At 67.0% G+C, this 22,597-nt stretch carries 16 protein-coding genes and 1 pseudogene; 3 read left to right on the forward strand and 14 right to left on the reverse strand.

All coding sequences use genetic code 11. The annotated features are described in order from the left end of the window. Positions 1-138: 138 nt before the first annotated feature. From ACFU4Z_RS02995 to purF, 5 genes and pseudogenes are all read right to left on the reverse strand, one after another. Entirely contained in the window at positions 139-1,872 is a 1,734-nt protein-coding gene (locus ACFU4Z_RS02995; RefSeq protein ID WP_379059253.1) for an ABC transporter ATP-binding protein, read from the reverse strand. A gap of 613 nt (positions 1,873-2,485) precedes the next feature. After that, a pseudogene (locus tag ACFU4Z_RS03000) lies at positions 2,486-3,439 on the reverse strand (ABC transporter permease); the annotation flags it as partial. Then, positions 3,439-4,449 (reverse strand): ABC transporter permease, encoded by a 1,011-nt coding sequence (locus ACFU4Z_RS03005; RefSeq protein ID WP_379059317.1) that lies wholly within the window; start codon positions 4,447-4,449, stop codon positions 3,439-3,441. The pseudogene ACFU4Z_RS03000 and the gene ACFU4Z_RS03005, both read right to left, overlap by 1 nt. A 98-nt stretch (positions 4,450-4,547) precedes the next feature. Continuing rightward, entirely contained in the window at positions 4,548-6,128 is a 1,581-nt protein-coding gene (locus ACFU4Z_RS03010; protein ID WP_379059255.1) for an ABC transporter substrate-binding protein, read from the reverse strand. A gap of 567 nt (positions 6,129-6,695) precedes the next feature. After that, positions 6,696-8,300: an amidophosphoribosyltransferase gene (gene purF / locus ACFU4Z_RS03015; RefSeq protein WP_379059256.1), complete on the reverse strand. Its 1,605-nt coding sequence runs from the start codon at positions 8,298-8,300 to the stop codon at positions 6,696-6,698. A gap of 228 nt (positions 8,301-8,528) precedes the next feature. Here purF and ACFU4Z_RS03020 point away from each other — a divergent pair, with 228 nt between their 5' ends. Then, entirely contained in the window at positions 8,529-9,806 is a 1,278-nt protein-coding gene (locus ACFU4Z_RS03020) for a YhgE/Pip domain-containing protein (RefSeq protein ID WP_379059319.1), read from the forward strand. Between the two features lie 90 nt (positions 9,807-9,896). Here ACFU4Z_RS03020 and ACFU4Z_RS03025 read toward each other — a convergent pair whose 3' ends face one another. The 3 genes from ACFU4Z_RS03025 to ACFU4Z_RS03035 form a co-directional block, all read right to left on the reverse strand. Continuing rightward, on the reverse strand, positions 9,897-10,292 hold the full coding sequence (locus ACFU4Z_RS03025) for a sterol carrier family protein (RefSeq protein WP_379059258.1): 396 nt from the start codon (positions 10,290-10,292) through the stop codon (positions 9,897-9,899). Positions 10,293-10,629: 337 nt separating this feature from the next. After that, entirely contained in the window at positions 10,630-11,277 is a 648-nt protein-coding gene (locus ACFU4Z_RS03030) for a type II CAAX prenyl endopeptidase Rce1 family protein (RefSeq protein WP_379059259.1), read from the reverse strand. Continuing rightward, complete coding sequence (locus ACFU4Z_RS03035; RefSeq protein ID WP_379059260.1) at positions 11,274-13,007, reverse strand: alpha/beta hydrolase; 1,734 nt, start codon at positions 13,005-13,007, stop codon at positions 11,274-11,276. Before ACFU4Z_RS03035 ends, ACFU4Z_RS03030 begins: the two co-directional genes overlap by 4 nt. A gap of 379 nt (positions 13,008-13,386) precedes the next feature. On the opposite strand from ACFU4Z_RS03035, the gene ACFU4Z_RS03040 reads away from it, so the two are divergent. Continuing rightward, complete coding sequence (locus tag ACFU4Z_RS03040; protein ID WP_379059261.1) at positions 13,387-13,677, forward strand: YiaA/YiaB family inner membrane protein; 291 nt, start codon at positions 13,387-13,389, stop codon at positions 13,675-13,677. A gap of 59 nt (positions 13,678-13,736) precedes the next feature. Here ACFU4Z_RS03040 and ACFU4Z_RS03045 read toward each other — a convergent pair whose 3' ends face one another. Continuing rightward, a complete protein-coding gene (locus tag ACFU4Z_RS03045; RefSeq protein WP_379059262.1) occupies positions 13,737-15,500 on the reverse strand; it encodes an alpha/beta hydrolase in 1,764 nt (587 codons plus the stop codon). After that, positions 15,497-17,791, reverse strand: coding sequence for a phosphoribosylformylglycinamidine synthase subunit PurL (gene purL / locus ACFU4Z_RS03050; protein ID WP_379059264.1), 2,295 nt, complete (start codon positions 17,789-17,791; stop codon positions 15,497-15,499). The genes ACFU4Z_RS03045 and purL overlap by 4 nt, the downstream gene beginning before the upstream one ends. Positions 17,792-18,037: 246 nt before the next feature. Between purL and ACFU4Z_RS03055 the strand changes: the two genes are divergently transcribed. Next, positions 18,038-19,345 (forward strand): glycosyltransferase 87 family protein, encoded by a 1,308-nt coding sequence (locus ACFU4Z_RS03055; protein WP_379059265.1) that lies wholly within the window; start codon positions 18,038-18,040, stop codon positions 19,343-19,345. On the opposite strand, the gene ACFU4Z_RS03060 is transcribed toward ACFU4Z_RS03055, so the two are convergent. The 4 genes from ACFU4Z_RS03060 to ACFU4Z_RS03075 all read right to left on the reverse strand — a co-directional run. Then, positions 19,294-20,592: a M18 family aminopeptidase gene (locus ACFU4Z_RS03060; RefSeq protein WP_379059266.1), complete on the reverse strand. Its 1,299-nt coding sequence runs from the start codon at positions 20,590-20,592 to the stop codon at positions 19,294-19,296. The two genes, ACFU4Z_RS03055 and ACFU4Z_RS03060, sit on opposite strands and share 52 nt — an antisense overlap. 21 nt (positions 20,593-20,613) lie before the next feature. Then, positions 20,614-21,600: an aliphatic amidase gene (locus ACFU4Z_RS03065; protein WP_379059267.1), complete on the reverse strand. Its 987-nt coding sequence runs from the start codon at positions 21,598-21,600 to the stop codon at positions 20,614-20,616. Between the two features lie 212 nt (positions 21,601-21,812). Next, positions 21,813-22,238 (reverse strand): MarR family winged helix-turn-helix transcriptional regulator, encoded by a 426-nt coding sequence (locus ACFU4Z_RS03070; RefSeq protein ID WP_379059268.1) that lies wholly within the window; start codon positions 22,236-22,238, stop codon positions 21,813-21,815. Between the two features lie 52 nt (positions 22,239-22,290). Continuing rightward, the coding region (locus tag ACFU4Z_RS03075) for a hypothetical protein (protein WP_379059269.1) at positions 22,291-22,597 on the reverse strand (307 nt) is incomplete at its 5' end.

The following is a 22,597-nucleotide window of genomic DNA, read 5'->3' on the forward strand; positions in this document are numbered from 1 at the left end:
ACACAGCGCTCCCCCGCCTCTCCGCGACTTTCGCCGGTGGTAGCCGCCACGACAGTTTCCGCGCGGACCGGCGGTCACGTGTCGAGCCGAGTTCTGGATGTACCCGGTGAGTTACCCGTGCGCGAGCAAAATCGGTTGTCACGCCGAATCTCCCTCCGCCACCGGCGTGCGAGTCGTGCTCGATTCGCCGAGCTCGGTCGCGAACAGGCTCGCGGTCCGGGCCCGACGGCGGCGCTGCTCCACCGGATCGGGGACCGGCACGGCGGCGACCAGGCGCTGTGTGTACTCCTGTTGCGGTGCACGCAGAATCCGATCCCGATCGCCCTGTTCGACCACCGCGCCATCGCGCAGCACCATGATCCGATCGGCCAGCTGGTCGACTACGGCGAGATCGTGGCTGATGAACAGGCAAGCCCACCCGCATTCGCGTTGCAGCTGGCCGAACAGCTCCAGCACGGCGGCCTGCACCGAGACGTCCAGTGCGCTGGTCGGCTCGTCGGCGACGAGCAGATCGGGGTCCAGCGCAAGGGCCCTTGCCAGGCTGGCGCGCTGGCGCTGGCCGCCGGACAGTTCATGCGGATAGCGGCGATCGGTGTCCGCGGGCAGTTGCACGTCCTCGAGCAGATGCCGCACCCGGTCGCGAATCTGGGTCGCCGTGCCCATCTTGTGCACGATCAACGGCTCGGCGACGCAGTCGCCGACGGTGAGCCGCGGGTTGAGCGAGCTGGCCGGGTCTTGGAAGACGAAACCGAAGCGCCGCCGGATCGGCCGCAGCTGTCGCTGCGACAGCCCGGCGATGTCCTGCCCGCGGACCCGGACCACGCCCGACGTCGGGCGTTGCAACGCGGCGACGCAGCGGCCGATGGTCGATTTACCCGAGCCCGATTCACCGACGAGTCCGAGCGTCTCGCCCGGCCCGATGGACAGGGTCACGTTGTCCACCGCGCGGAACGGCGGCCTGCCGAACGGCCCCGGGAATTGCACCACCAGATCGCACACCTCGAGCACCGGGTCGCCCGCGATCGTCACATCCTTCGGCGGGCCGTGCTGGAGCTGTTCGGTGCCGAGATGGGGCACGGCCGCGAGCAGCGCCCGGGTGTAGTCCGCGCGCGGATTCGCGAAGAGTTCGTCCACCGCCGCCTCCTCGACCACCCGGCCGTCGCGCATCACCACGACCCGGTCGGCGAGGTCGGCGACCACCCCCATGTTGTGGGTGATGAGCACGATGGCGCTGCCGATGCGATCGCGCAGATCGCGCAGCAGCTCCAGGATTTCGGCCTGCACGGTGACGTCGAGCGCGGTGGTCGGCTCGTCGGCGATGATCACCTTCGGCTCGCAGGCGATGGCGATGGCGATCACCACGCGCTGTTTCTGCCCGCCCGAGAGTTGATGCGGGTAGTAGTCGACCCGGTGCTCGGGGTCGGGCAGACCGACCAGCCGAAGTAATTCCACCGCACGCGCTTTGGCCGCCTTGCGACCCATATCGCTGTGCGCCCGCAGCGCCTCGCTGATCTGGAAGCCGACGGTGAACAGCGGGTCGAGCGCGAGGCCGGGCTCCTGGAACACCATCGAGATCGCGCCACCGCGCAGCGCGGTGAGCTGCTTCTCGCTCATCGAGGTGATGGCTTTGGTGCCGAGGGTGACGAGGCCGCGCACCCGCGCGGTCGCGGGCAACAACCCCATCGCCGTGCGGGAGCTCACCGACTTCCCGGAGCCCGACTCCCCCACGATCGCGAGGACCTCCCCGGGAAACACCTCATAGGACACATCGCTGACGGCGTAGACGGGCCCGGCATCGGTGGCGAAGGTGACCGACAGCGATTCGATCGACAACGCCGGTCGGCGATCGGCCACCACAACTGGCTCACTCATTGGACTTGTCCTTCCGCACCGGCTCGCCCGGCCCGGTGCTGCCGTCGGCGGCAGCATCCGTTTCGGTTCCGGCGCTCGGTGATTCGCCGGTTTCGGCCTGGTCCGGTACGGTCCCGCCGCCATCCACGGGGGCAGCCGTGTCGTCGGCAGCACTCGTGGTCTCATCCGGATCGGCCTGGTCCAGCACAGTGCCCTCGGCAGCCACGACAGCCTTTTCACCTGTGCCGACCGAGGTTTCGTCGGCATCGGCCTGTCCCGGTGCGGTCCCACCACCATCCATGGGGGCAGCCGTGTCGTCGGCAGCACTCGCGGTCTCATCCGGATCGGCCTGGTCCAGCACAGTGCCCTCGGCAGCCACGACAGCCTTTTCGCCTGTGCCGACCGAGGTTTCGTCGGGATCGGCTTTCTCCAGCGCAATACCGCCGCCGCTGCCATCCGCAGAGTCATCGCCTGCGTCGGCATCGGTTTTCACTGCGGCAGTGAAATCCTCGACATCATCGACATCCTCGACATCATCGACATCATCGGCTTCGGCGGCTTCGGCGGCTTCGGCGGCTTCGGCGGCTTCGGCGGCTTCGGCCGGGAGACTGTCATCCGCCGAGACCGCAACGGCGCGACGGGTCCGCAGCAGTGGGTTGAGGGCCTCGTTGAGGCTCTCGCCGACCAGCGTCATACCGAGCACCACGAGGACGATGGCGGTACCGGGGAAGATGCTGGTCCACCAAATGCCGTTGGAGACATCGTTGAGCGCCTTGTTCAGGTCGTATCCCCATTCCGCGGCTTGGGTCGGCTCGATACCGAAGCCGAGAAAGCCGAGAGCGGCCAGGGTGAGGATGGCGTCGGCGCCGTTGAGGGTGATGATCACCGGCAACGACTGGGTGACATTGGCGAGGATGTGCCGGAACAGGATTCGCGTGGTGGAGGCGCCGGTGACGCGGGCCGCATCCACATACGGTTCGTTCTTCACCGCCACTGTGGCATTGCGTACCACCCGAAAGTACTGCGGCACATAAATCGCCGTGATCGCCACCGCGGCGGAGAGCACGCCGCCGAAGCTGCTCGACTGACCGCCCGCCACCACGATCGACACCACGATCGCGAGCAGCAGCGTCGGGAACGCGTAGATCGCGTCCATGAAGAGCACGAGTATCCGGTCGACCCAGCGACCGACGTATCCGGACACCAGCCCCAGCGGCACACCGATGAGCAACGATAGCGTCAGCGAGATGGCGATCACATAGAGCGCGGTGCGCGCGCCATAGATCACCCGGGAGAACACATCCTCACTGCGGACCGATGTCCCGAACCAGTGCTGCCCCGACGGCGGTTGCTGCGCGACGAACGCGACTCCGTCGGAAGAGTTCTGGGCCAGCCCATAGGGGGCGATCAATGGCGCGAAGATCGCTGTGAGCACGAACAACGCGACCAGGCCGAGGCCGATGATCAGGGTCACCCGTTGCAACCCTGCGGTCATCGTCAACAGTCGCAGTCCTGGCAATCGCCTGCGTCCGCCGGGCGGCACCGGCGGCACGATCACCGGCTCGTTGGCCAATTCCGGTGCGGTCATCAGAACCTCACCCTCGGGTCGATCAATGCGACGATGACGTCCACCAGGAAACTCATGGCCGCGACGGCGAGCGCGACGAACGCGACAATGCCCTGCACCGCGATGAAGTCACGTTGGTGCAGATACTCCGCGAGCTGATAGCCGAGCCCCTTCCATTCAAAGGTCGTCTCGGTCAGCACCGCACCGCCCAGCATCATCGCGATGTACATGCCCATCACCGTGACAATGGGAATCATCGCGTTGCGCACGGCATGTCGGCCGGTCACCACCCGGGAGGAGAGCCCGCGGGCTCGTGCGGCGTCCACGTAGTCGCTGCGCAGCGTCTGGATCAGATTGATGCGCACCAGTCGCAGGAAGATCCCCGCGGTCAGCAGGCCGAGCGCAATCGCGGGCAGCACGGCATGTTTCAGCACATCGACGAGATATCCGCCGTCTCCGTAGAGAATCGCGTCGATCACCATGATGTTGGTCTTCGGCGAAACATGCTGCAGCTCCAGCTCCACCGGCGTACTGGCCCGGCCCGCGACCGGCAACCAGTCCAGTTTCACCGCGAAGATCAGCTTGAGCAGCATGCCGACGAAGAAGACCGGCGCCGCGTAGGCCAGGATGGCGAACATCCGCAGCCCGGCGTCGGCGGTCGAATCACGATGCGTCGCCGCGTATCTGCCCAGTGGCACGCCGACCGCGAAGGCCACGAGCAACGCCCAGAACACCAGCTCGAGGGTCGCCGCGCCGTAGGTCGTGACGACCTCACTGATCTGCCGATTGTCTTGGGAGTGACCGAAATCCCCGTGCACGAGCCCGGAGATGTACTCCCAATACTGGGTCAGGATCGGCCGGTTCAACCCAGCCGCCTCCTTGCGCACTTCGATCTGCTCCTGGGTCATGCGGCCGCCCATCGCCGCGCTGATCGGATCGCCGATCACCCGCATCAGGAAGAACACGACCGTCACCAGAATCCACGCGGTCGGCAGAATCAGCAGCAGCCGAATCCCCAAGTACCGCAACAGCGCGAGCTGACGGGAATCCCCGCCGCCCCCCTTGACGCGGCGCGGCAGCCCGAACCGCCGGGCCCGAGGCGCTGCCTCGAGCCCGGCTCCACCGGATGTCACTTGCTCAGTACCGTGTAGCGGAACTTGAACGAGGCGTCGAGTGTCTGCGGCACCCCCTGGACCTTGGGATTCGCTACCGCAATCTGCTTACCCGACAGCAAAGGAAGCGTCGGCAGATAGTTCTGCGCGAGGTCACGCTGCACGGCCTCGATCAGCTTGACCCGCTTGTCCTTGTCCGGCTCGGTCACCTCCGCCGTCAGCTGCGAAGTGACTTTCGGCTCCTCGAAGTGCGACTGCAGGAAGTTGTTCGGCGCGAAGAACGGGGTCAGGTAGTTGTCCGCGTCCGGGAAGTCCGGGAACCAGCCGAAGTGGTAGAGCGGGTAGCCGTCACGCGCACGTTCACGCTGGTAGGTAACCCATTCGGTGGATTGCAGGTTCACCTTGAACAGCCCGGATGCCTCGAGCTGAGACTTGATCGCCGCGTACTCCTCGGAACTGCTGGAGCCGTAGTGATCCGGGTTGTATTGCAGGTTCAGCTCGACCGGCGTCGCCACACCCGCGTCGGCGAGGAACTTGGCGGCCGCGTCCTTGTTCGGCTTCGCGCCGTAGAGCTCCTGGAGCGGCTCCGCGGAGCCCGGCATACCTTGCGGCACATAGCCGTAGGCGGGTTTGTAGGTGTTCTTGTAGACACCCTCGGCCAGCGCCGGACGGTCGATGGAGGACGCCATGGCCTTGCGCACCGCGAGCTTCTGCTCCGGCGTGCCACCCGGCATGGTGTTCATGTTGAACACGATGTAGCGCAGCTCACCGCCCGGACCGTCGTACACCTTGACCTTGTCGTTGCCGCGCAGCGATTCGATGTCGGTCGGCGTGAAGGACCGGTAGCCGACATCGAGCGCACCGTTCTGCAGGTCGAGCTTCATGTTGTCGGAGGTCGCGTAGTACTTGGTGGAGATCGTCGAGGTCTTGGGGGTCCCGAGAATGCCCTTGTAGTCCGGGTACGCCTTGTACTCGACCAGCTTGTTCTTGTCGTAGCTCGCGATGGTGAACGGCCCGGAATAGCCCTTGGCCTTCACCACGTCCTCATCGGCCATGACCTTGTCGGCCGGATAGACCTTCTCGTCCACGATCGGACCGGCCTGGGTGGGCAGGATCGCCGGGAAGGTCTGATCGTTGCCGACCTTCAGGGTGAAGGCGACGGTCAGGTCATCGACGACGTCGGTCTTGTCCAGATTGCCGAGCAGCGAGGCGGGACCGTTGGGATCGTTGATCTTGACCATTCGGTCGAAGGAGAACTTGACGCTGGTGGCGGTCAGGGGGTTCCCGTTGGCGAACTTCAGCCCGGACTTCAGCTTGCAGGTGTACACGGTCGGTGTGGAGAACTCACACTTCTCCGCGGCGTCCGGCTTCGGCGTCGCGTCGCCGGGAGTGAAGTTCAGCAGATACGAATAGATCTGAGTCTCGACCAGCAGCGATCCGTTGTCGTACGCGGCAGCGGGATCCAACGAGAAGATCTTGTCCGTGGTGCCGGCAACCAGCCCGGCGCCGCCGCCTCCCTCCCCGGTCCGTCCGGAACCACAACCCGCGAGACCGGCGGCCAGCAGCGCTGTCGCGCCGATGGCCGCGAAGGCTCGCATCCGCTTTCGTTCTCCAGGCGTCCTTGAAACCAACATCAGGGCCCCACTTCTCGAGCGCCGCACCGCGTTCTCCTGGATCACAGGCCCCGGTACGGACACGGTGAACTTCCGATATAACCGGGCACCGTACCCACGAACCATTTCCGACAGGTTGCGTTTTCAAAGAAAAATTGCCGGGGCGTTATCAGCCGTTGCATATGGCGCAGAGGCCGCCCCCGCTCACCGGTCGAATGACCAGATTCACGCCGAAACGGCGGCCGGGGTGTCTCGAGGATGCCACGTCACGTGACCGGACAGCATTGGGGCGGTACCCAGGGCGCGCATCGGCGAAACACCGCAAGTGATTTACTCGTTCACCGCACTCGCGCAGGGCTCGACACAGCTTCGCCGACGCGCGATCGGAACGGGGTTCAGCGGGTCATCACGACGCGCGAAGACCACCGTAATTCGCGGCCCTCGCCGACACGAATACCCGAGTTCTCAGGACGGAGAGGACTCGAACAGAGCAGGAGTCGGCAACAGCGTCCGAGTTCCCTGGACGCACCAGCGCACCCGGGATATCGATCCTCAGGGACGGCTCAGTGCGCTCGCATTCGCGTTGTCGCCCAGCAGCATTGCCTCGGACTGCCCGCTGAGCATGCCCTCGAGCACGTTCTTGCCGATCGCCGCCTCCGTGGGCAGCGCGATCGGATAGTCGCCGTCGAAGCACGCGGAGCACAGCCGCGAGCGCGGCTGTTCGGTCGCGGCGATCATGCCCTCGGTGGAGATGTAGCCCAGCGTGTCGGCGCCGATCGAGCGGCGCACGCCCTCGACCATATCGGCGTAGCTGTCTTCCGCGCCCGCACCGTTGGCGATCAACTCGGCACGCGAAGCGAAGTCGATGCCGTAGAAGCACGGCCACTTCACCGGCGGCGAGGCGATCCGCACGTGGATCTCCAATGCGCCTGCCTCACGCAGCATTCGAATCAACGCGCGCTGGGTGTTGCCGCGCACGATGGAGTCGTCGACCACGATGAGTCGCTTGCCACGGATCACCTCGCGCAGCGGATTCAGCTTGAGGCGAATGCCCAGCTGGCGAATGGTCTGGCTCGGCTGGATGAAGGTGCGCCCCACGTAGGCGTTCTTCATCAGGCCCTGCCCGTAGGGCACGCCGGAACCCTGGGCGTAACCGACCGCGGCCGGGGTGCCGGATTCCGGAACCGGGATCACCAGGTCGGCGTCGACGGGATGCTCCTTGGCGAGCAGCCGTCCGATCTCCACCCGGGTCGCGTGCACCGAGCGACCGGAGATGGTGCTGTCCGGCCTGGCCAGGTACACGAATTCGAAGACACAGCCCTTGGGCTCCTGGTTGGCGAAGCGCATCGACCGGACGCCCTCGGCGTCGATCGCCAGCAGTTCGCCCGGCTCGATCTCACGGACGAAGGCCGCGCCGACGATGTCGAGTGCGGCGGTTTCGCTGGCAACAACCCAGCCACGATCGAGCCTGCCGAGACACAGCGGACGCACTCCGTGCGGGTCGCGCGCGGCGTACAGGGTGTGCTCGTCCATGAAGGTCAGGCAGAACGCGCCCTTCAGCGTCGGCAGCAGCTCCATCGCCGCCTGCTCGATGCTCGAGTCCGCCGCGGCGTGCGCGAGCAGCGCGGTGACCACATCGGAGTCCGAGGTCGCGGCGATCGGCGCCGGGCGGCCGCCCGACACTGTCGCACCGCCGATCAGCCCGAGTTCCCTTGCCCGGCCCGCCAATTCGGCGGTATTGACCAGATTGCCGTTGTGGCCCAAGGCAAGTCCGGAGCCGACGGCGGTGGTACGGAAGATCGGCTGGGCATTCTCCCAGGTGACGCCGCCGGTGGTGGAGTAGCGGCAGTGGCCGATGGCGATGTGACCCGGCATGGCGGCCAGGGTCTGCTCGTCGAACACCTGGCTGACCAGCCCGAGATCCTTGAAGACCAGGATCTGCGAACCATCGGAAACGGCGATGCCCGCCGCCTCCTGGCCACGGTGCTGCAACGCATACAAGCCGTAGTAAGTGAGCTTGGCCACGTCTTCACTCGGCGCCCAGACTCCGAACACACCACACTCTTCGCGTGGCTCGTTCTCATCCTGATCCGGTGTGACGGCTGAGTTGATTTCAACAGGCATGTTGCTGTCGACCGGCAGTTCGGCGTTGGTCACCGTTTGCTCCCTGTTCGGGCGGGCTGGGGGCAATGGTCATTCTACGGGTGATTTTCTGTGCGCGATCACCGACGCCGCATCCGGGCAGCAATCGCCGCGGTACGCTGCCCGATTCCGACCGGGTCAGCTGTTACCGTGCGAGCCGTGACGACTACCGACAGTGCGGACACCGGCGGCGGAACGGCACGGGGCGCGACGGGAGGGTCACAGCGGCGCCGCTGGCTTCGCATGGTGCTGCTGCCCGTCGCGGTACTGACCCTGCTGACCACGCTGCTCGGCATCATGTATCTGGACTATGTCGTCGATCCGGAGCAGAACCTGCACGACTTCCCCATCGCGCTCGTCAACCAGGATGTCGGCGACACGATCGGCGCGCCGGGTCAGGAGAAGCGGGTCAACTTCGGCGACCAAGTGGCCGACGGTCTGGAGCAGGCCGTGCCCGCCGACCACATCGACCTGCGCGTGCTCGGCATCAACGAGGCGCAACTCCAGATGCAGAACGGCAAGATCTACGGCGCCATCATCATCCCGAGCGATTTCAGCAAGCGGCTCGGCATTTTCGGCGTCGGCAGCGTGATTCCCGGCGATATCGAGCGCCCGATCATCACGCTGCAGACCAATCCGCGCACCGGCGCCTTCACCACCGAGATCGTCAACAGCATCGGCGCCAAGGCGCTGCCGCAAGTGAACGCGCAGGTCGGCAAGCAGCTGACCGATCAGGTGCGGGCCCAGCTGGCCGCGCCGCCCGATGGGCCATCGGCACCGGAGCTGACCGGGGCCACCCGAATCGCGCTGGCGAATCCGCTGCAGATCGTCGTCGAGCCGTTCCGGCCGTTGCCAAGCGGAACCGGCCAGGGTCTCACCGCCTTCTTCTTCGCCCTGCTCCTGCTGCTGGCCGGGCTCGTCGGCTCTATGACAATTCACACCATGGTGGATGCCGCGCTCGGCTTCGTGCCGACCGAGTACGGACCGTGGTTCGTGCACTTCCCGCCGACGCCGATCTCGCGCTTCCACACGCTGCTGATCAAGTGGGGCGTGATGGTGCTGACGGCGAATATCGTCGCGGCGGTCTACCTCGTCGTCGCCAACGCACTCGGCATGCCGATCGACCATCCGCTCGGTCTGTTCCTCTACAGCGCGTTCGCGATCATCGCCGTCGGCATCACCGGCCTCTCGGTGCTCGCCGCGATCGGCTCCGCGGGCCTGCTGGTGAACCTGATCCTGTTCATCGTCCTCGGGCTACCCTCCTCGGGCGGCACGGTGCCGATCGAGGCCACCCCGAAGTACTTCGGCTGGTTGGCCGAATTCGAACCGATGCATCAGGTCTTCCTCGGCGTCCGCGCCATCCTCTACTTCGACGGAAACTATGAGGCGGGTCTGGCCCGTGGCTTCTGGATGGTCGTGCTCGGGCTCGCGGTCGGTCTGGTCTTCGGCGCGATCATCACCCGCTATTACGACCGCAAGGGCCTGCACCGCGGCGCGGCCACCCCCGACGCCGGCAGCTGATCGGCCGGACACCGCGTCCGGGCCGGGGCTGACGGCCGGTGCGACCGCACACCGGAATCCGCTGCTCGGCCGGCCGGTGCCGACGACTCGTCAGTCCGCGACCAGCCGCGTGACCGGCAGCCAGTGCGCGACCTCCGCAGCCCGGCTCCCGGACGCGGTCACCGCACCGACGTCCACCGCGCCGGCGAATTCGAGCAGGCCGGTGGCAAGCAGCAGCCAGGTGCGTGGATCGGTCTCGACGACATTCGGCGGCGTGCCCCTGGTGTGGCGCGGCCCTTCGATGCACTGCACCGCGACGAACGGCGGCACCCGCACCTCCACCGAATGCCCGGGCGCGGACGCGGACAGCGCGCGCACAGTCGTGCGTACCGCCGCGGCGAGCTCGGTCCGAGCCGGCGCCGGGGCGGATTCGTCCCGCAACCACTCGCTCACCGCCGCTACCGCCGCCCGCAACGCCACCGGATCCACTGTCGACTTTCCCGCCACTGTGCCGAGAATACTGACGCGCACCGTCACCGAATGCCGAGCCGGGCCACCTCATGGAACAAGCCATGCATCGCCGACTCAGCACACGCCGATGTCGAACGTAGGCGTGCTTGCCCGCGCAGTCACCGCCATCGCAGGGCACGAGCCCACCGGCGTCGACCAGGCAGGGGTCGCACGGCGAGTCACCACTTGGTCAAGGCGTCGCGCGGTCAAGGCATCGCTCGGTCAAGGCATCGCTCGGTCAAGGCGTCGCGCGGTCAAGGCATCGCGCGGTCAAGGCATCGCGCGGTCAAGGCATCGCTCGGTCAAGGCATCGCTCGGTCAAGGCATCGCTCGGTCAAGGCATCGCTCGGTGAGCCCACCGAGCGGCAAGCCGTGGTGCGAGCGCTCCGCCCGCGTTGACGGTCAGATGCAACAGGGCGGGAGCGGCAGCGCTGTCGCAGCGGCGGCGGAGCAGGCCGAAGACCAGGCCACCGAGTCCGGTCGCGGCGACGGTGGCCGGGACACTGTCGCCCGCGGCGCGGGCAGGGTGGATATGCCACAGGCCGAAGGTGCTCGCGCCGAGGAGAATTCCCGCTCTCGGGCCGAAGGTAGTGTCCAGCAACGGATCCAGGGTGCCGCGGAAGACCAGTTCCTCGCTGTAGACCGTGCCGATCGGGATGTGCACGGCGATCCACTCCGCGGGCGGGACATCCGGGCCACGATCGGCGAACTCGCGCAGCCGGCTCCGCACCCCAGGAACAGCCACGGCCGCACCGTAGCCCGCGACGACAACAGCCGCCGACGCCAGCCCACAGCGCAGTCCGCGCACCGACCACCAGTTCGCCCTGCCCCCGAAAACCAGCGCGTACCCGGTGGCGAATCCCGCGTTGGCCCCGGTCCTGCCGCGCACATCGAGGCCGAGGCGTGGCAGCAGCCAATTGCTCCACAGCAGCGCGGTAGCAATAGCAGCAGCACTTTTCGCGGCACTGCCGCCGTCACTCATTTGGTATCCCGCTCGTAGTCCTCGGCGGCCTCGAGCTGCCTGCGGATCTTGTCGGAGAGCTCCGCGGTCCAATCCGGCGGCTGCGCGACGGCCACCCAGCCGTCGAGAACCAGACTGCCGTAGCGATGACCGTGCCCATCGGTGACGCCCTGAGCATTGGTGAGGTCGGCGGCAACCTGCCAGAAGGTGACGAAGGGCCACCAGCGCATCTGCGAGGAGACATCGGAGCCGCGCGGCTCCGAGAGCCAATCCGGTTGGGACAGGATCAGATCCGGCGACCACCACACGATCGGATCGGAGGCGTGTTGCAGATAGGCGATGCGCGGTGACCGCCATTCGGGACCCGGTCTGGCGAGATCGGCACTGTCGCTGGCGAACCGGACGACGAGGCCGTCCGCGTACACCGGCTGCACCTCCTTCGACCCGGGGTCGCGCCGCGAAACGAACTGCTGCCACAGCCGATTGGAGTTCGGCGGTCCCACCCACAGCGCGCCGTCCACCTTCGCGCGCAGGTCCGCGAGCCCGTCGAAGGCCGCCTCCGAACCCTGCGAACCCAGGCTCTCCCCGTACACGAGCAGCTTCGGCCGAGACTCCGGCGGCCGCGCCTTCCAATGCTGGTACACCGCATCGAAGAGCCGCTTGCCCGCGTCCATGGCCTTTCCGCGGTCGGCGAGGAACGACAGCACACTCGGCAGATACGAGTACTGCGAGGCGATGATCGCGGTGTCGCCGCCGTACATGTACTCGATGGCACCGGTCGCCATCGAATTCACCCAGCCGGTGCCGGTGGTGGTGACCACCACGATCACCTTCCTGTCGAACGCGCCGGTGCGCTCCAGCTCGGACACCGCGAGTTGCGCCTGCGCCTCGCCGTCGGCCGCCGACTCCAAGCCCACATAGGCCCTGATCGGCTCGCGGGCCTGCCGACCGGTGACCGCCGTGATCCGATGGGCGGAGGGACCGTGCGAAACGAACCACCGCCCCTCGAAACCCAGCGAGTCCCATTTCGCCAATGACGCCGGGCTGCCGGACCGCTCGGGTTGATATGGCTGCACCGCGTTGGGCGAGGTGTAATCGTTGCGCACGCTGAATGCCGAGTTGGCCACGGCGAAGAAGGCGCGCGAGGCCACGCCGTTGAAGATCGTGACGACCAGCAGTACCAGCACCAGGAACCCGGCGGTCGGCGCGAGCTCGCGCGGCACCCGCACCCAGCGATTGAGCTGACGGGCCAGGTAAAGGATGATCTCGCGCAGCGTCCGGTACACGGCGACCACCGCCGCGCCGACGGCCACGCTGAGCAGTCCGGTGCGCAGGTAGGCGGGGGTTGTGGTGCCCTCCATGTCCATCAGCGCGGTGATCTCGCGCTGCCAGCGCGCCGACTGCACGAGCATCAGGCCGGCGCTCAGTGCGGCGGTCAGCAGGATGGCGGATTTCACCGCGTAGCGCACCCAGGTCGGCGGTGCGGGAAGGGTGAGGCGCGGTCGAATCCACACCCGGAACACCCACTCCAGCAGGCAGCCGAGGCCGTAGCCGAGGGCGGCATTGACGCCGCTGATCAGGCCCTGGAACAGCCAGTCGCGCGGGACCAGCGAAGGCGTCACCGACAGCGCGAAGAACACCGTCGCGACGACCAGCCCCACATAGTTCAGGTCGATGATGTCCTCGGCGCGCCGCACGATGACGACGCCGCGCGTACGCAGCTTCGTCAGGGTCGTGGCGGTCTCGAGCACGATCAGCTCAGCGTGACGGCACGCTGCGACGGTCGGGCACGGGTGGCATCGGCGGGTCCGTAACGATCATCACCCGACCAGTATGCTGTGTTGATTTTGCAGCGCCTGCGGCGCTGCGTGTTCGCGGCCCCGAAGGCTCGCGTCCGAGTGGCCGAGACTCGCGCCTACGGCGCATGCGCTTCGGCCACTCGGACGCGAGCCGGCCGCGAACGGTCGCTCGTAAGACTCGCTCCGTGGTCGCTCGGTTGTCGGGAGAATTCAGCCCGATTTACTAATTGCCATGGTGGCCAAGCGATTACGGGCCGCGCGGCAATTACCCATTTCGCTCGAGTAGTTGTACCCGGTCGCGCAGGCGGCCCGGCCAGCAGACTCAGTACCCATGAGCACCCCCAACGCACAGCCGAAGACGACCTCGGCCTTCCTCGCGCAGGCCGCGATCGCGTTCGGCGTCAGCTTCTTCGGGACCGGCGTCGGCATCTGCTATCTCCCACTGGACATCTCACAGCGCGGCTTTCTCGCCATGTCGGTCCTGTTCCTGGTGTCGAGCACCTTCACCCTGGCGAAGGTGGTTCGCGACCAGCAGGAAACCGCGAGCGTGCGCAGCCGCATCGACGAGGCGCGGATGGAAAAACTGATCGCGGAGCACGATCCGTTCAAGTCCGTCGCCTGACGGCGCCCACCTGGGCGGGCCCGGTACACGAGGGGTCCAGGTCCGCCCAGGTGGTGCGTCTACTTGAGCTGACGCTCGCGGATGGCCGACAGCTCCAGGTAGTCCCGGATACGATCCGACAGCTGCGCCGACCACTCCGGCGGCTGCGCGATCGCGGCCCAGCCGTCCAGCACCAGCGTGCCGTAGCGGTGCCCGTGCCCGTCGGTGACGCCTTGGGCGTTGGGCAGATCCGCCGCGACCTGCCAGAACGTGACGATCGGATACCAGGCCATCGTCGAAGACACATCCGGCCCGCGCGGTTCCCGCAGCCAATCGGGCTCGGTGAACAGCAGATCGGGCGACCACCAGATCACCGGGTCCGAGGCATGCTGCAGATAGGCGATGCGCGGCGAAAGCCAGGTGTCCGATGGTTTCGCCAGATCGCCGCGATCGGCGGCGAAGCGCACCACCAGCCCGTCTGCGTAGGTCGGCAGAATCTCGGGCGCACCTGGATCACGGCGCGCGGTGAGCTCACTCCACAGACGATTCGAGTTCGGCGGCCCGACCCACAGCACCCCGTCGGCCCTCGCACGGATATCCGCCAGGCCGGTGAAAGCCCCCTCCGATCCTTGGGAGCCGAGACTCTCGCCGTAGACGAGCAGCTTCGGCCTCGCCTGCGCGGGCCGTGCCGACCAATGCTCGTAAACCTTGTCGAACACCAGCTTTCCGGCCTGTGTCGCCTTCTCCTTATCCGACAGGAACGACAGCACGCTCGGCAGATACGAATACTGACTCGCGACGATCGCGGTGTCGCCGCCGTACATCATCTCGACGGATTCGGCGCTGGTCGAGTCGACCCACCCGGTGCCCGTCGTGGTCACCACGACGATCACCTTGCGGTCGAACGCACCGGTGCGCTCCAGCTCGGCCACCGCGAGTTCCGCCTGCGCCTGCGGCCCGTCGGCCGACTCCAGTCCCGTGTACACCCGGATCGGCTCGCGTGCGGGCCTGCCGGTGATCTGGCTGATGGTGGCGGCGTCCGGACCATAGGAAACGAACCAGCGCCCCTCCGAGCCGAGCGTCTCCCACGCCGCGAGTGAGGCCGGGCTGCCGGACCGCTCCGGCCTCTGCGGCTGCACCGCATTCGGCGAGGTGTGGCCGTTGCGCACACTGAAGGCCGAATTCGCCACGCTGAAAAAGGCTTTGGACAGCACACCGTTGAAGAGCAGGATCGCGGCGATCGCGACGAGCACGAAGCCGACGGGCAGCGCCACCCGGCGTGGAATGCGCACCCACTTCGTCAGCTCGGTCGCGACCCACCGAACCAGCCACCGGACGCCTCGGAACGCCCCGATGGCGAGCGCACACACCAGTGCGCTCAACGCTCCGGTGCGCAGGAACCCCGAGGTGGTGATGGGATCCATGCCCATCAGCGTGGTGATCTCGCGCTGCCACCGCGCCGACTGCACGAGCATCTGGACGGCGACGACAACGCAGGCCGCCACGATCGCGACCTTCACCGCGCCGGGCAGCCAGTTCGGCTCTTTCTCCAGCACGTGGGTCACCGCGGCGGGCAACTGCACGTTGGGCCGAATCCACCTGCGGTACACCCATTCCAGCACGCAGCCGACGCCGTAGCCGATGGCCGCGTTGATGCCGCTGACCAACCCTTCGAACAGCCAATCGCGGGGCAGCAGTGACGGAGTCAGCGACCAGGCGAAGAAGACCGTGGCAACGATGAGCCCGGTGTAGTTGGGATGGAAGAAACGCTCGACGGCGCCGACAATCGTGCCGACGCCGTCGCGTAGACGTACTGAGACTTCTCGAGCCCCAGCCCCGGTCAAACGGCGCTGGCTCCGAACAGCTTCGGCAGCGTGCCCTCGTGCGCGGCGCGCAATTCGTCCATGGGGATGCTGAACTGGCCCTGGACCTCGACGGAATCAGCACCCTGGTCGACAACGCCGATGCGCACCCACGGCAGCTCTCGCGCGGTGCACATCTTGGTGAAGCGGGTCTCCTCCGAACGCGGCACCGCGACGAGCACGCGGCCCGCCGACTCGGAGAACAGCGTCACGAACGGGTCCGCGCCCTCGGGAAGCAGGATGCGGCAACCGGTTTCACCTGCCAGCGCGGCCTCGACGACGGCCTGGATCAGACCGCCCTCGGACAGGTCGTGCGCGGCGCTGATCATGCCGTCGCGCGAACCCGAGGTCAGCACCTCGGCGAGCAGCTGCTCGCGGGCGAAGTCGACCTTGGGCGGCACGCCGCCGAGATGGTCGTGGGCGACCTGGGACCAGATGGATCCGCCGAACTCGTCGTGGGTGTCGCCGAGCAGGATCAGCGTCTCGCCCGGCTCCAGGCCGAGGCCGGTCGGGATGCGACGGTGCACGTCGTCGATGACACCGAGCACGCCGACGACCGGGGTCGGCAGAATGGCGTCCTGGCCGGTCTGGTTGTAGAAGCTGACGTTGCCGCCGGTCACCGGAATGCCGAGCGCCACACAACCGTCGGCGAGACCGCGCACGGCCTGCTGGAACTGCCACATCACGCCGGGATCCTCGGGAGACCCGAAGTTGAGGCAGTTGGTCACGGCCTTCGGCGTCGCGCCGGTGGTCGCCACATTGCGGAAGGCCTCGGCCAGCGCCAGCTGCGCGCCGGTGTAGGGGTCGAGCTTGGTGTAGCGGCCCGACGCGTCGGTGGCCAGCGCGATACCTCGGCCGGTCTGCTCGTCGATGCGGATGACGCCCGCGTCGGCATGCTCGGCGAGCACGGTGTTGCCGCGCACGTAACGGTCGTACTGCTCGGTGATCCACTTGCGGCTGCACAGCTGCGGGCTGGAAATCATCTGCAGCAGCGTGCCGCGCAGCTCGTCCGGGGTCTTCGGGCGGGTCAGCTTGTCGGTGCTGTCGGCGATGAGCGCGTCCTGCTCGTCGGGGCGCTGGACCGGGCGCTCGTAGACCGGGCCCTGGTGGGCGACGGTGCGCGGCGGCACGTCGACAACGGTCTCGCCGTGCCAGCTGATGACCAGCCGGTCGCCGTCGGTGACCTCACCGATCACCGTGGCGAGCACGTCCCACTTGTGGCAGACGGCCATGAAGGCGTCGACATTCTCCGGCGTCACGACCGCGCACATGCGCTCCTGCGATTCGCTGGAGAGCACCTCGGCCGGGGTCATGCCCTTGGCGCGCAGCGGCACCTTGGTCAGGTCGATGTGCATGCCGCCGTCGCCTGCCGCGGCCAGTTCCGACGTGGCGCAGGACAACCCGGCGCCGCCGAGGTCCTGGATGCCGACGACCAGCTTGGCGGCGTACAGCTCGAGACAGCACTCGATGAGCACCTTCTCGGTGAACGGGTCGCCGACCTGCACGCTCGGCAGCTTCTTGCGGCCGGCGCCGGACTCGTCGCCGGAGAAGGTGTCCGAGGCGAGCACCGAAACGCCGCCGATGCCGTCGAGCCCGGTGCGCGCACCGAACAGGATGATCTTGTTGCCGGTGCCGGACGCGAACGCCAGATGCAGGTCCTCGACCCGCATTACGCCCGCGCACAGCGCGTTGACCAGTGGGTTGCCCTGGTAGGAGGCATCGAAGACGGTCTCGCCGCCGATATTCGGCAGGCCGAGGGAATTGCCGTAGCCACCGACACCGCGCACCACGCCGTCGACGACACGGCGGGTGTCGGCCGCGTCCGCCGCGCCGAAGCGCAGCTGGTCCATCACCGCGATGGGCCGGGCGCCCATGGCCATGATGTCGCGCACGATGCCGCCGACGCCGGTGGCCGCGCCCTGGTAGGGCTCGACATAGGAGGGATGGTTGTGGCTTTCCACCTTGAAGGTGACCGCCCAGCCATCGCCGACGTCGACCACGCCGGCGTTCTCGCCGATGCCCGCGAGCATGGAGGCCCGCATCTCGTCGGTGGTGGTCTCACCGAAGTAGCGCAGATGCACCTTCGAGGACTTATAGGAGCAGTGCTCGCTCCACATCACCGAGTACATCGCCAGTTCGGCGTCGGTCGGCCTGCGGCCGAGGATCTCCTTGATCCGCGCGTACTCGTCGTCTTTCAGACCTAGTTCTTTATAGGGCTGCGAGATATCCGGAGTTGCTGCGGCTGCGCTGACGGTGTCGACCTGCGGAGTCACGGAGTACCAGGGTCCTTTCGGGCCGGAGCGCGAAGCTGGGGATTCGCCTCGAAGTTTAGCTGTGGCTCCCGATGGACAGCGGGCCGCATCGACCCGCCGCCCGGTTAGCCGTTTTTGCGCACCGCTGCCGGAGGGTCGCGGCGCCGAATCCCGTTGGCGGAATGTGACGCAAGACATGGTGTAATCCGCGTCTTACGGCTCGGGTCTGCACACATCGGCCGACGTCGCAACCGCTACGCTTTGGCGGTGAACGATAGATCGGGAGTTGCGGATCCGGCTGAGCAGCCCGTCACCTCGGAGAACGTGCGCCCGGAATCCGCAGCGACCGACCCGGTGTTGTCTGGACCCCCGATGTCGAAGCGGCAGCTGCGGTGGTTGATCGGGGCCGTGGCCCTTTTCGTCGTCTCGGCCGCCGTCTCGCTGCTCGTGCACTGGTGGAGCGGCTATATCGATCTGCAGGTGTATCGCACCGGCGCTCGGGTCTGGCTGGACGACGGCGAGCTGTACGGGCCGATGCCGCCGGTGATGGGGATCGGCCTGCCGTTCACCTACCCCCCGCTCGCCGCGCTGTTCTTCGCGCCGCTGGCACTGATGCCGCTGCTGCTCGCCGAGGTGCTGGTCCTCGCCACGTCCGTGCTCAGCCTCGGCATCACACTGTGGCTTGTGCTCGCGCGCTTGCGGCCGGAACTGGACCGGACGGTCGTCCTCCCACTGGTCATCACCGCGGTCGCACTGCTGCAGCTGCTGGAACCGCTGCGCCAGACCTTCGGATTCGGGCAGATCAACCTGGTGCTGATGGCGGCGATCACGATGGATTGCCTGGTGCGCAAACCGTTCTGGCCGCGCGGCATGCTGATCGGCATCGCGGTGTCGGTGAAGCTGATCCCGGCCGGCTACCTGCTGTACTTCCTGCTGCGCAAGGACTGGAAGGCGGCGGGAACCCTGGCGGTGTCCGCGATCGCGGCGATCGGGCTCGGATTCCTGCTGTTTCCCAGCGATTCGGTCGAGTACTGGTTCAATACGCTGGCCGACACCGGACGGATCGGGCCGCCGTACTACGCGGGCAACCAGTCGCTCAAGGGCATGGCCTTCCGGCTCGGCGTCTCCGATTCGCTGGCGACCCTGATCTGGATCACGCTGTCGCTGCTGGCGATCGGGCTCGCCGCGATCTGGATGCGCAGGCTCATCGAGGTGGGCGCGAACGTGGCCGCGCTGATGGTCAACGCGGCCGTGGTCCTGCTCGTCTCCCCCGTCTCCTGGTCTCATCACTGGGTCTGGATCGCACCCGCACTTGTCGTCGCCGCCGACGCCATCGAGCGCGGCAGGCGCAATCGGTGGTTCATCGGCGCCGTCGCCGCGGGCACGGTGATGTTCGCGATCGGCCCGCAGTGGCTGCTGCCACACCAGCACGATCGCGAGCTCGGCTGGGCCTGGTGGCAACAGCTCATCGGCAGCGCCTACGTGCTCGCCACCCTCGCGATATTCGTTGTCGCCGTTGTCGATTACCGCCCGGCCGCGACGGGTGTGAGGAAGGCCGCGAGCGCCGCGGCGTAGGCCACGATGTCGGCAGCGCCCATCAGCTCGCGGGCCGAATGCATGGCGAGCTGCGGCGCGCCGACATCGACGGTCGACATGCCGGTGCGCGCGGCCGTCATCGGGCCGATGGTCGAACCGCACGGTAGATCGGCGCGATGCACGTAGCGCTGCAACGGCACCTGCGCCTGGGCGCAGGCCAGCGCGAACGCGCCCGCACCCGCCGCGTCGGTGGCGTAGCGCAGGTTCTGGTTGACCTTGAGCACCGGGCCGCCGTTCACCTCGATCCGGTGCGCGGGCTCGTGCCGGTCCAGATAGTTGGGGTGTGTCGCGTGTGCCATATCGCCGGAGGCACACACGGATCCGGCCAGCGCGGCCAAATATTCGGCGCGGCCGCCACCTCGGGCGAGCACGATGCGCTCCAGCACGGTCGGCAGCAGATCCGACTGCGCACCCCGATCGGACTGGCTGCCGACTTCCTCGTGATCGAACATCGCCAGCACCGGAATGGCGGCCCCTGGTTCGGCGACCGCGGCCAGGAAGGCATGCAGCCCCGCGTAGCAGGTGCCCTGGTTGTCCAACCTGGGCGCGCTGACCAGATCGAGGTCGCGCCCGACCAGCCTGCTCGGCGTCAGGTCGTGGGTCATCAGTTCCCAGCCGAGGATCTCGTACGGGTCGACCTCGGCGTGCTCGGCCACGAAAGCGAGGAACGAGCGCGGTTCGGATCCGACACCCCAGATCGCGTTGACGTGGCGCTGCGGATCCAGCGTGACGCCGCGCCGATCCTCGGACAGATGGATCGCCAGCTGCGGCACCCGCAGGATCGGCTCATCGATGCGAATCAATTGGTCGCGCACCACATTTCCGTCGCGCACACTCAGCCGACCTGAGATGCCGAGCTCGCGATCGAGCCACGAATTCAGCAGCGCACCGCCGTAGGGCTCGAGCCCGACCAGCTGCCAGCCCGCGACGGCGAGGTCCGGATGTTGCTTCACCCGCAGATTCGGACTGTCGGTGTGCGCACCGACGACACGGAAGGGCGTAGCGCCGGAGGAGTCCGCGGTCGCCCAGGCGACCAGCGAACCACCGCGAATCACATAGTGCCTGCTCGGCCCGTCCGACGGCCAGGACGCCGGCTCCTCGAGCGGGGTGAAACCGTTGGCCTCCAGCGCACGGGCGGCCGTACGGCACACATGGAACGAGGAGGGCGACGCGTCGATGAACGCACACAACCCGGCGGCCGTGGCATCGGTACTGGAAACGGGCATGCCTGCGATCCTAGGCAGCCCTCACCGCGCCGCCGGTTCACCCGCCCGGTCGACGATCTCCTGGACCTGTTCCTGCGCCTTGACCGGATCGTTGATCCAGGTCCGGTAGAAGTCGAGCGGGCAATCCGCGAGTCCGTGCGCGTGCGCGTCTCTTGTCGTGCCGCGATGCAACAGGCTGTACGGGCCGAACTGGTTGCGGCCGAAGTACCGCGTCTCGCGCACCGTCCGGACCGAGAGCCGCGCGGTGCGCACCTCATTCGACTCCGACCCGCACTGCGCCAGCGCCCTGCCCTCGGCGTCGATGATCGCCGAATGGCCACAGTAGGAATGCACACCGTCGAAGCCTGCGGCGCTGCCGACCACGACATAGGCACGGTTGGCCCATGCCATCGCCTTGGCCATGGCGAGCTGCTGTTCGGCGGCGCACCCGCGCACGCTCTGGCAGTGCACCACGAGCTCGGCGCCTTTCATCACGCAGTCGCGCCACACCTCGGGATAGTTGCCGTCCTCGCCGATGATCAGGGAAATCTGCATGCCCTTCGGGCCTTCGCAGACGTAGGTCGTATCACCCGGGTAGCAGGCTTCACCTTCGGCCGCGGGCGCGATCTTGCGGTAGCGCTGCACGATCTCGCCGCGGTCGTTGATCAGCACGGCGGTGTTGTACGGGGCGCGCAGCGGGTGTTCCTCATGCCGCTCACCTGCGATCGAGACCACGCCCCACACCCTGTTACGGCGGCACGCCTCGGCGAGCACCTCCGTCTCGTCGCCGGGAATGACCGCGGCGGTGGAGTACAGTTCGGTCTCGTCGTACATCACGCCCATGGCCGAATACTCCGGCAGCACAATCAGATCCAGATCGCGATGACCGCGCCTCAGACCGTCGATCAGATGACCGATCCGATAGCAGTTCGCCAGCACTTCGGCACGAGTGTGCAGGCGCGGCATCATGTGGTTGATGACGGCGACATGCACCGCATCGGGGTTCGAGACAACCGCTTCGTAGCCCATCTTCGCTCCTGACGATCGACCAAACTAATTCTGTTTGGAAACATAACCGAAGGAACGACATTCCGTGAACTTACTGCCGATGAACCGGGCTTCCGAGACATTCATCGGACGATTTGTTCGCGACACGCACGCCGCACCTCGGTTACATCCGATGATTTACATATGCAGCAATTCGCCGAACACCGTGTTCCCGAAATCCGGATCGTCGAAAGTCAGGTCGCGGAAACGAGTTCGAGCAGCCGCATCAGTTCGGCGTAGCGGCGCGCGCCCATCCTGGCCCGCAACTGCTGCTCCGCACGTTCCTCCTCGGCCTGCACCGACTCGACCAGCTCGACGCCGAGCCTGCTCAGCCCGATCAGAATCCGCCGCCGATCGTCCTCCGCGGCCAGCCGGAAGATCAGCCCACGTTCCGCGAGAAAGTCCGCGTGCCTGGTCGCCGACGACGGCGCCAACTGCGATCTGGTCGCCAATTCGCTCATTGTGATGCCCGCCTCATTGGACAGATTCGACAGCATCGACCACTGATCGGCCGATAGTTGCCTGGCACACAGTGCGTCGTCGAGGCGACTCAGCCAACGGCGTTCCGCGGCACGCAGCGCACCATGCAGCGTGGAATATCCGCCTACAATGGTCGTCATTATTTCCTGCCTGCCCTGAATTTCGCTCGATCGAGAAGCAGAGTACCGAATGTCAGCGTTCGGCGAGATCCAAGACCGGACGGTCGAGATCCTCAACATCGTTCCGATGCAGGGTCCCGGCGGCATCGTCGCAGCCTCGTGCGACGCGGCAATTTAGCTTGCGGTCGATGAAATCAACGGCGGCACAGGAATTCTGGGACGCGAAATTCGTGTTATTTGGCAGCGCCTGCGGCGCTGCGTGTTCGCGGCCCCCTTGGTCTCGCGTCCGAGCCGTCGGCGCGAAACTCAGGCGGCGCGGGGGCTGAGCCAGGCGCGCCAGTCGGCGATGAACTCTGCTCGGGTGGTGTGCAGGACTTCCT

The organism is Nocardia sp. NPDC057440, assembly GCF_042802915.1.
GTDB lineage: Bacteria > Actinomycetota > Actinomycetes > Mycobacteriales > Mycobacteriaceae > Nocardia.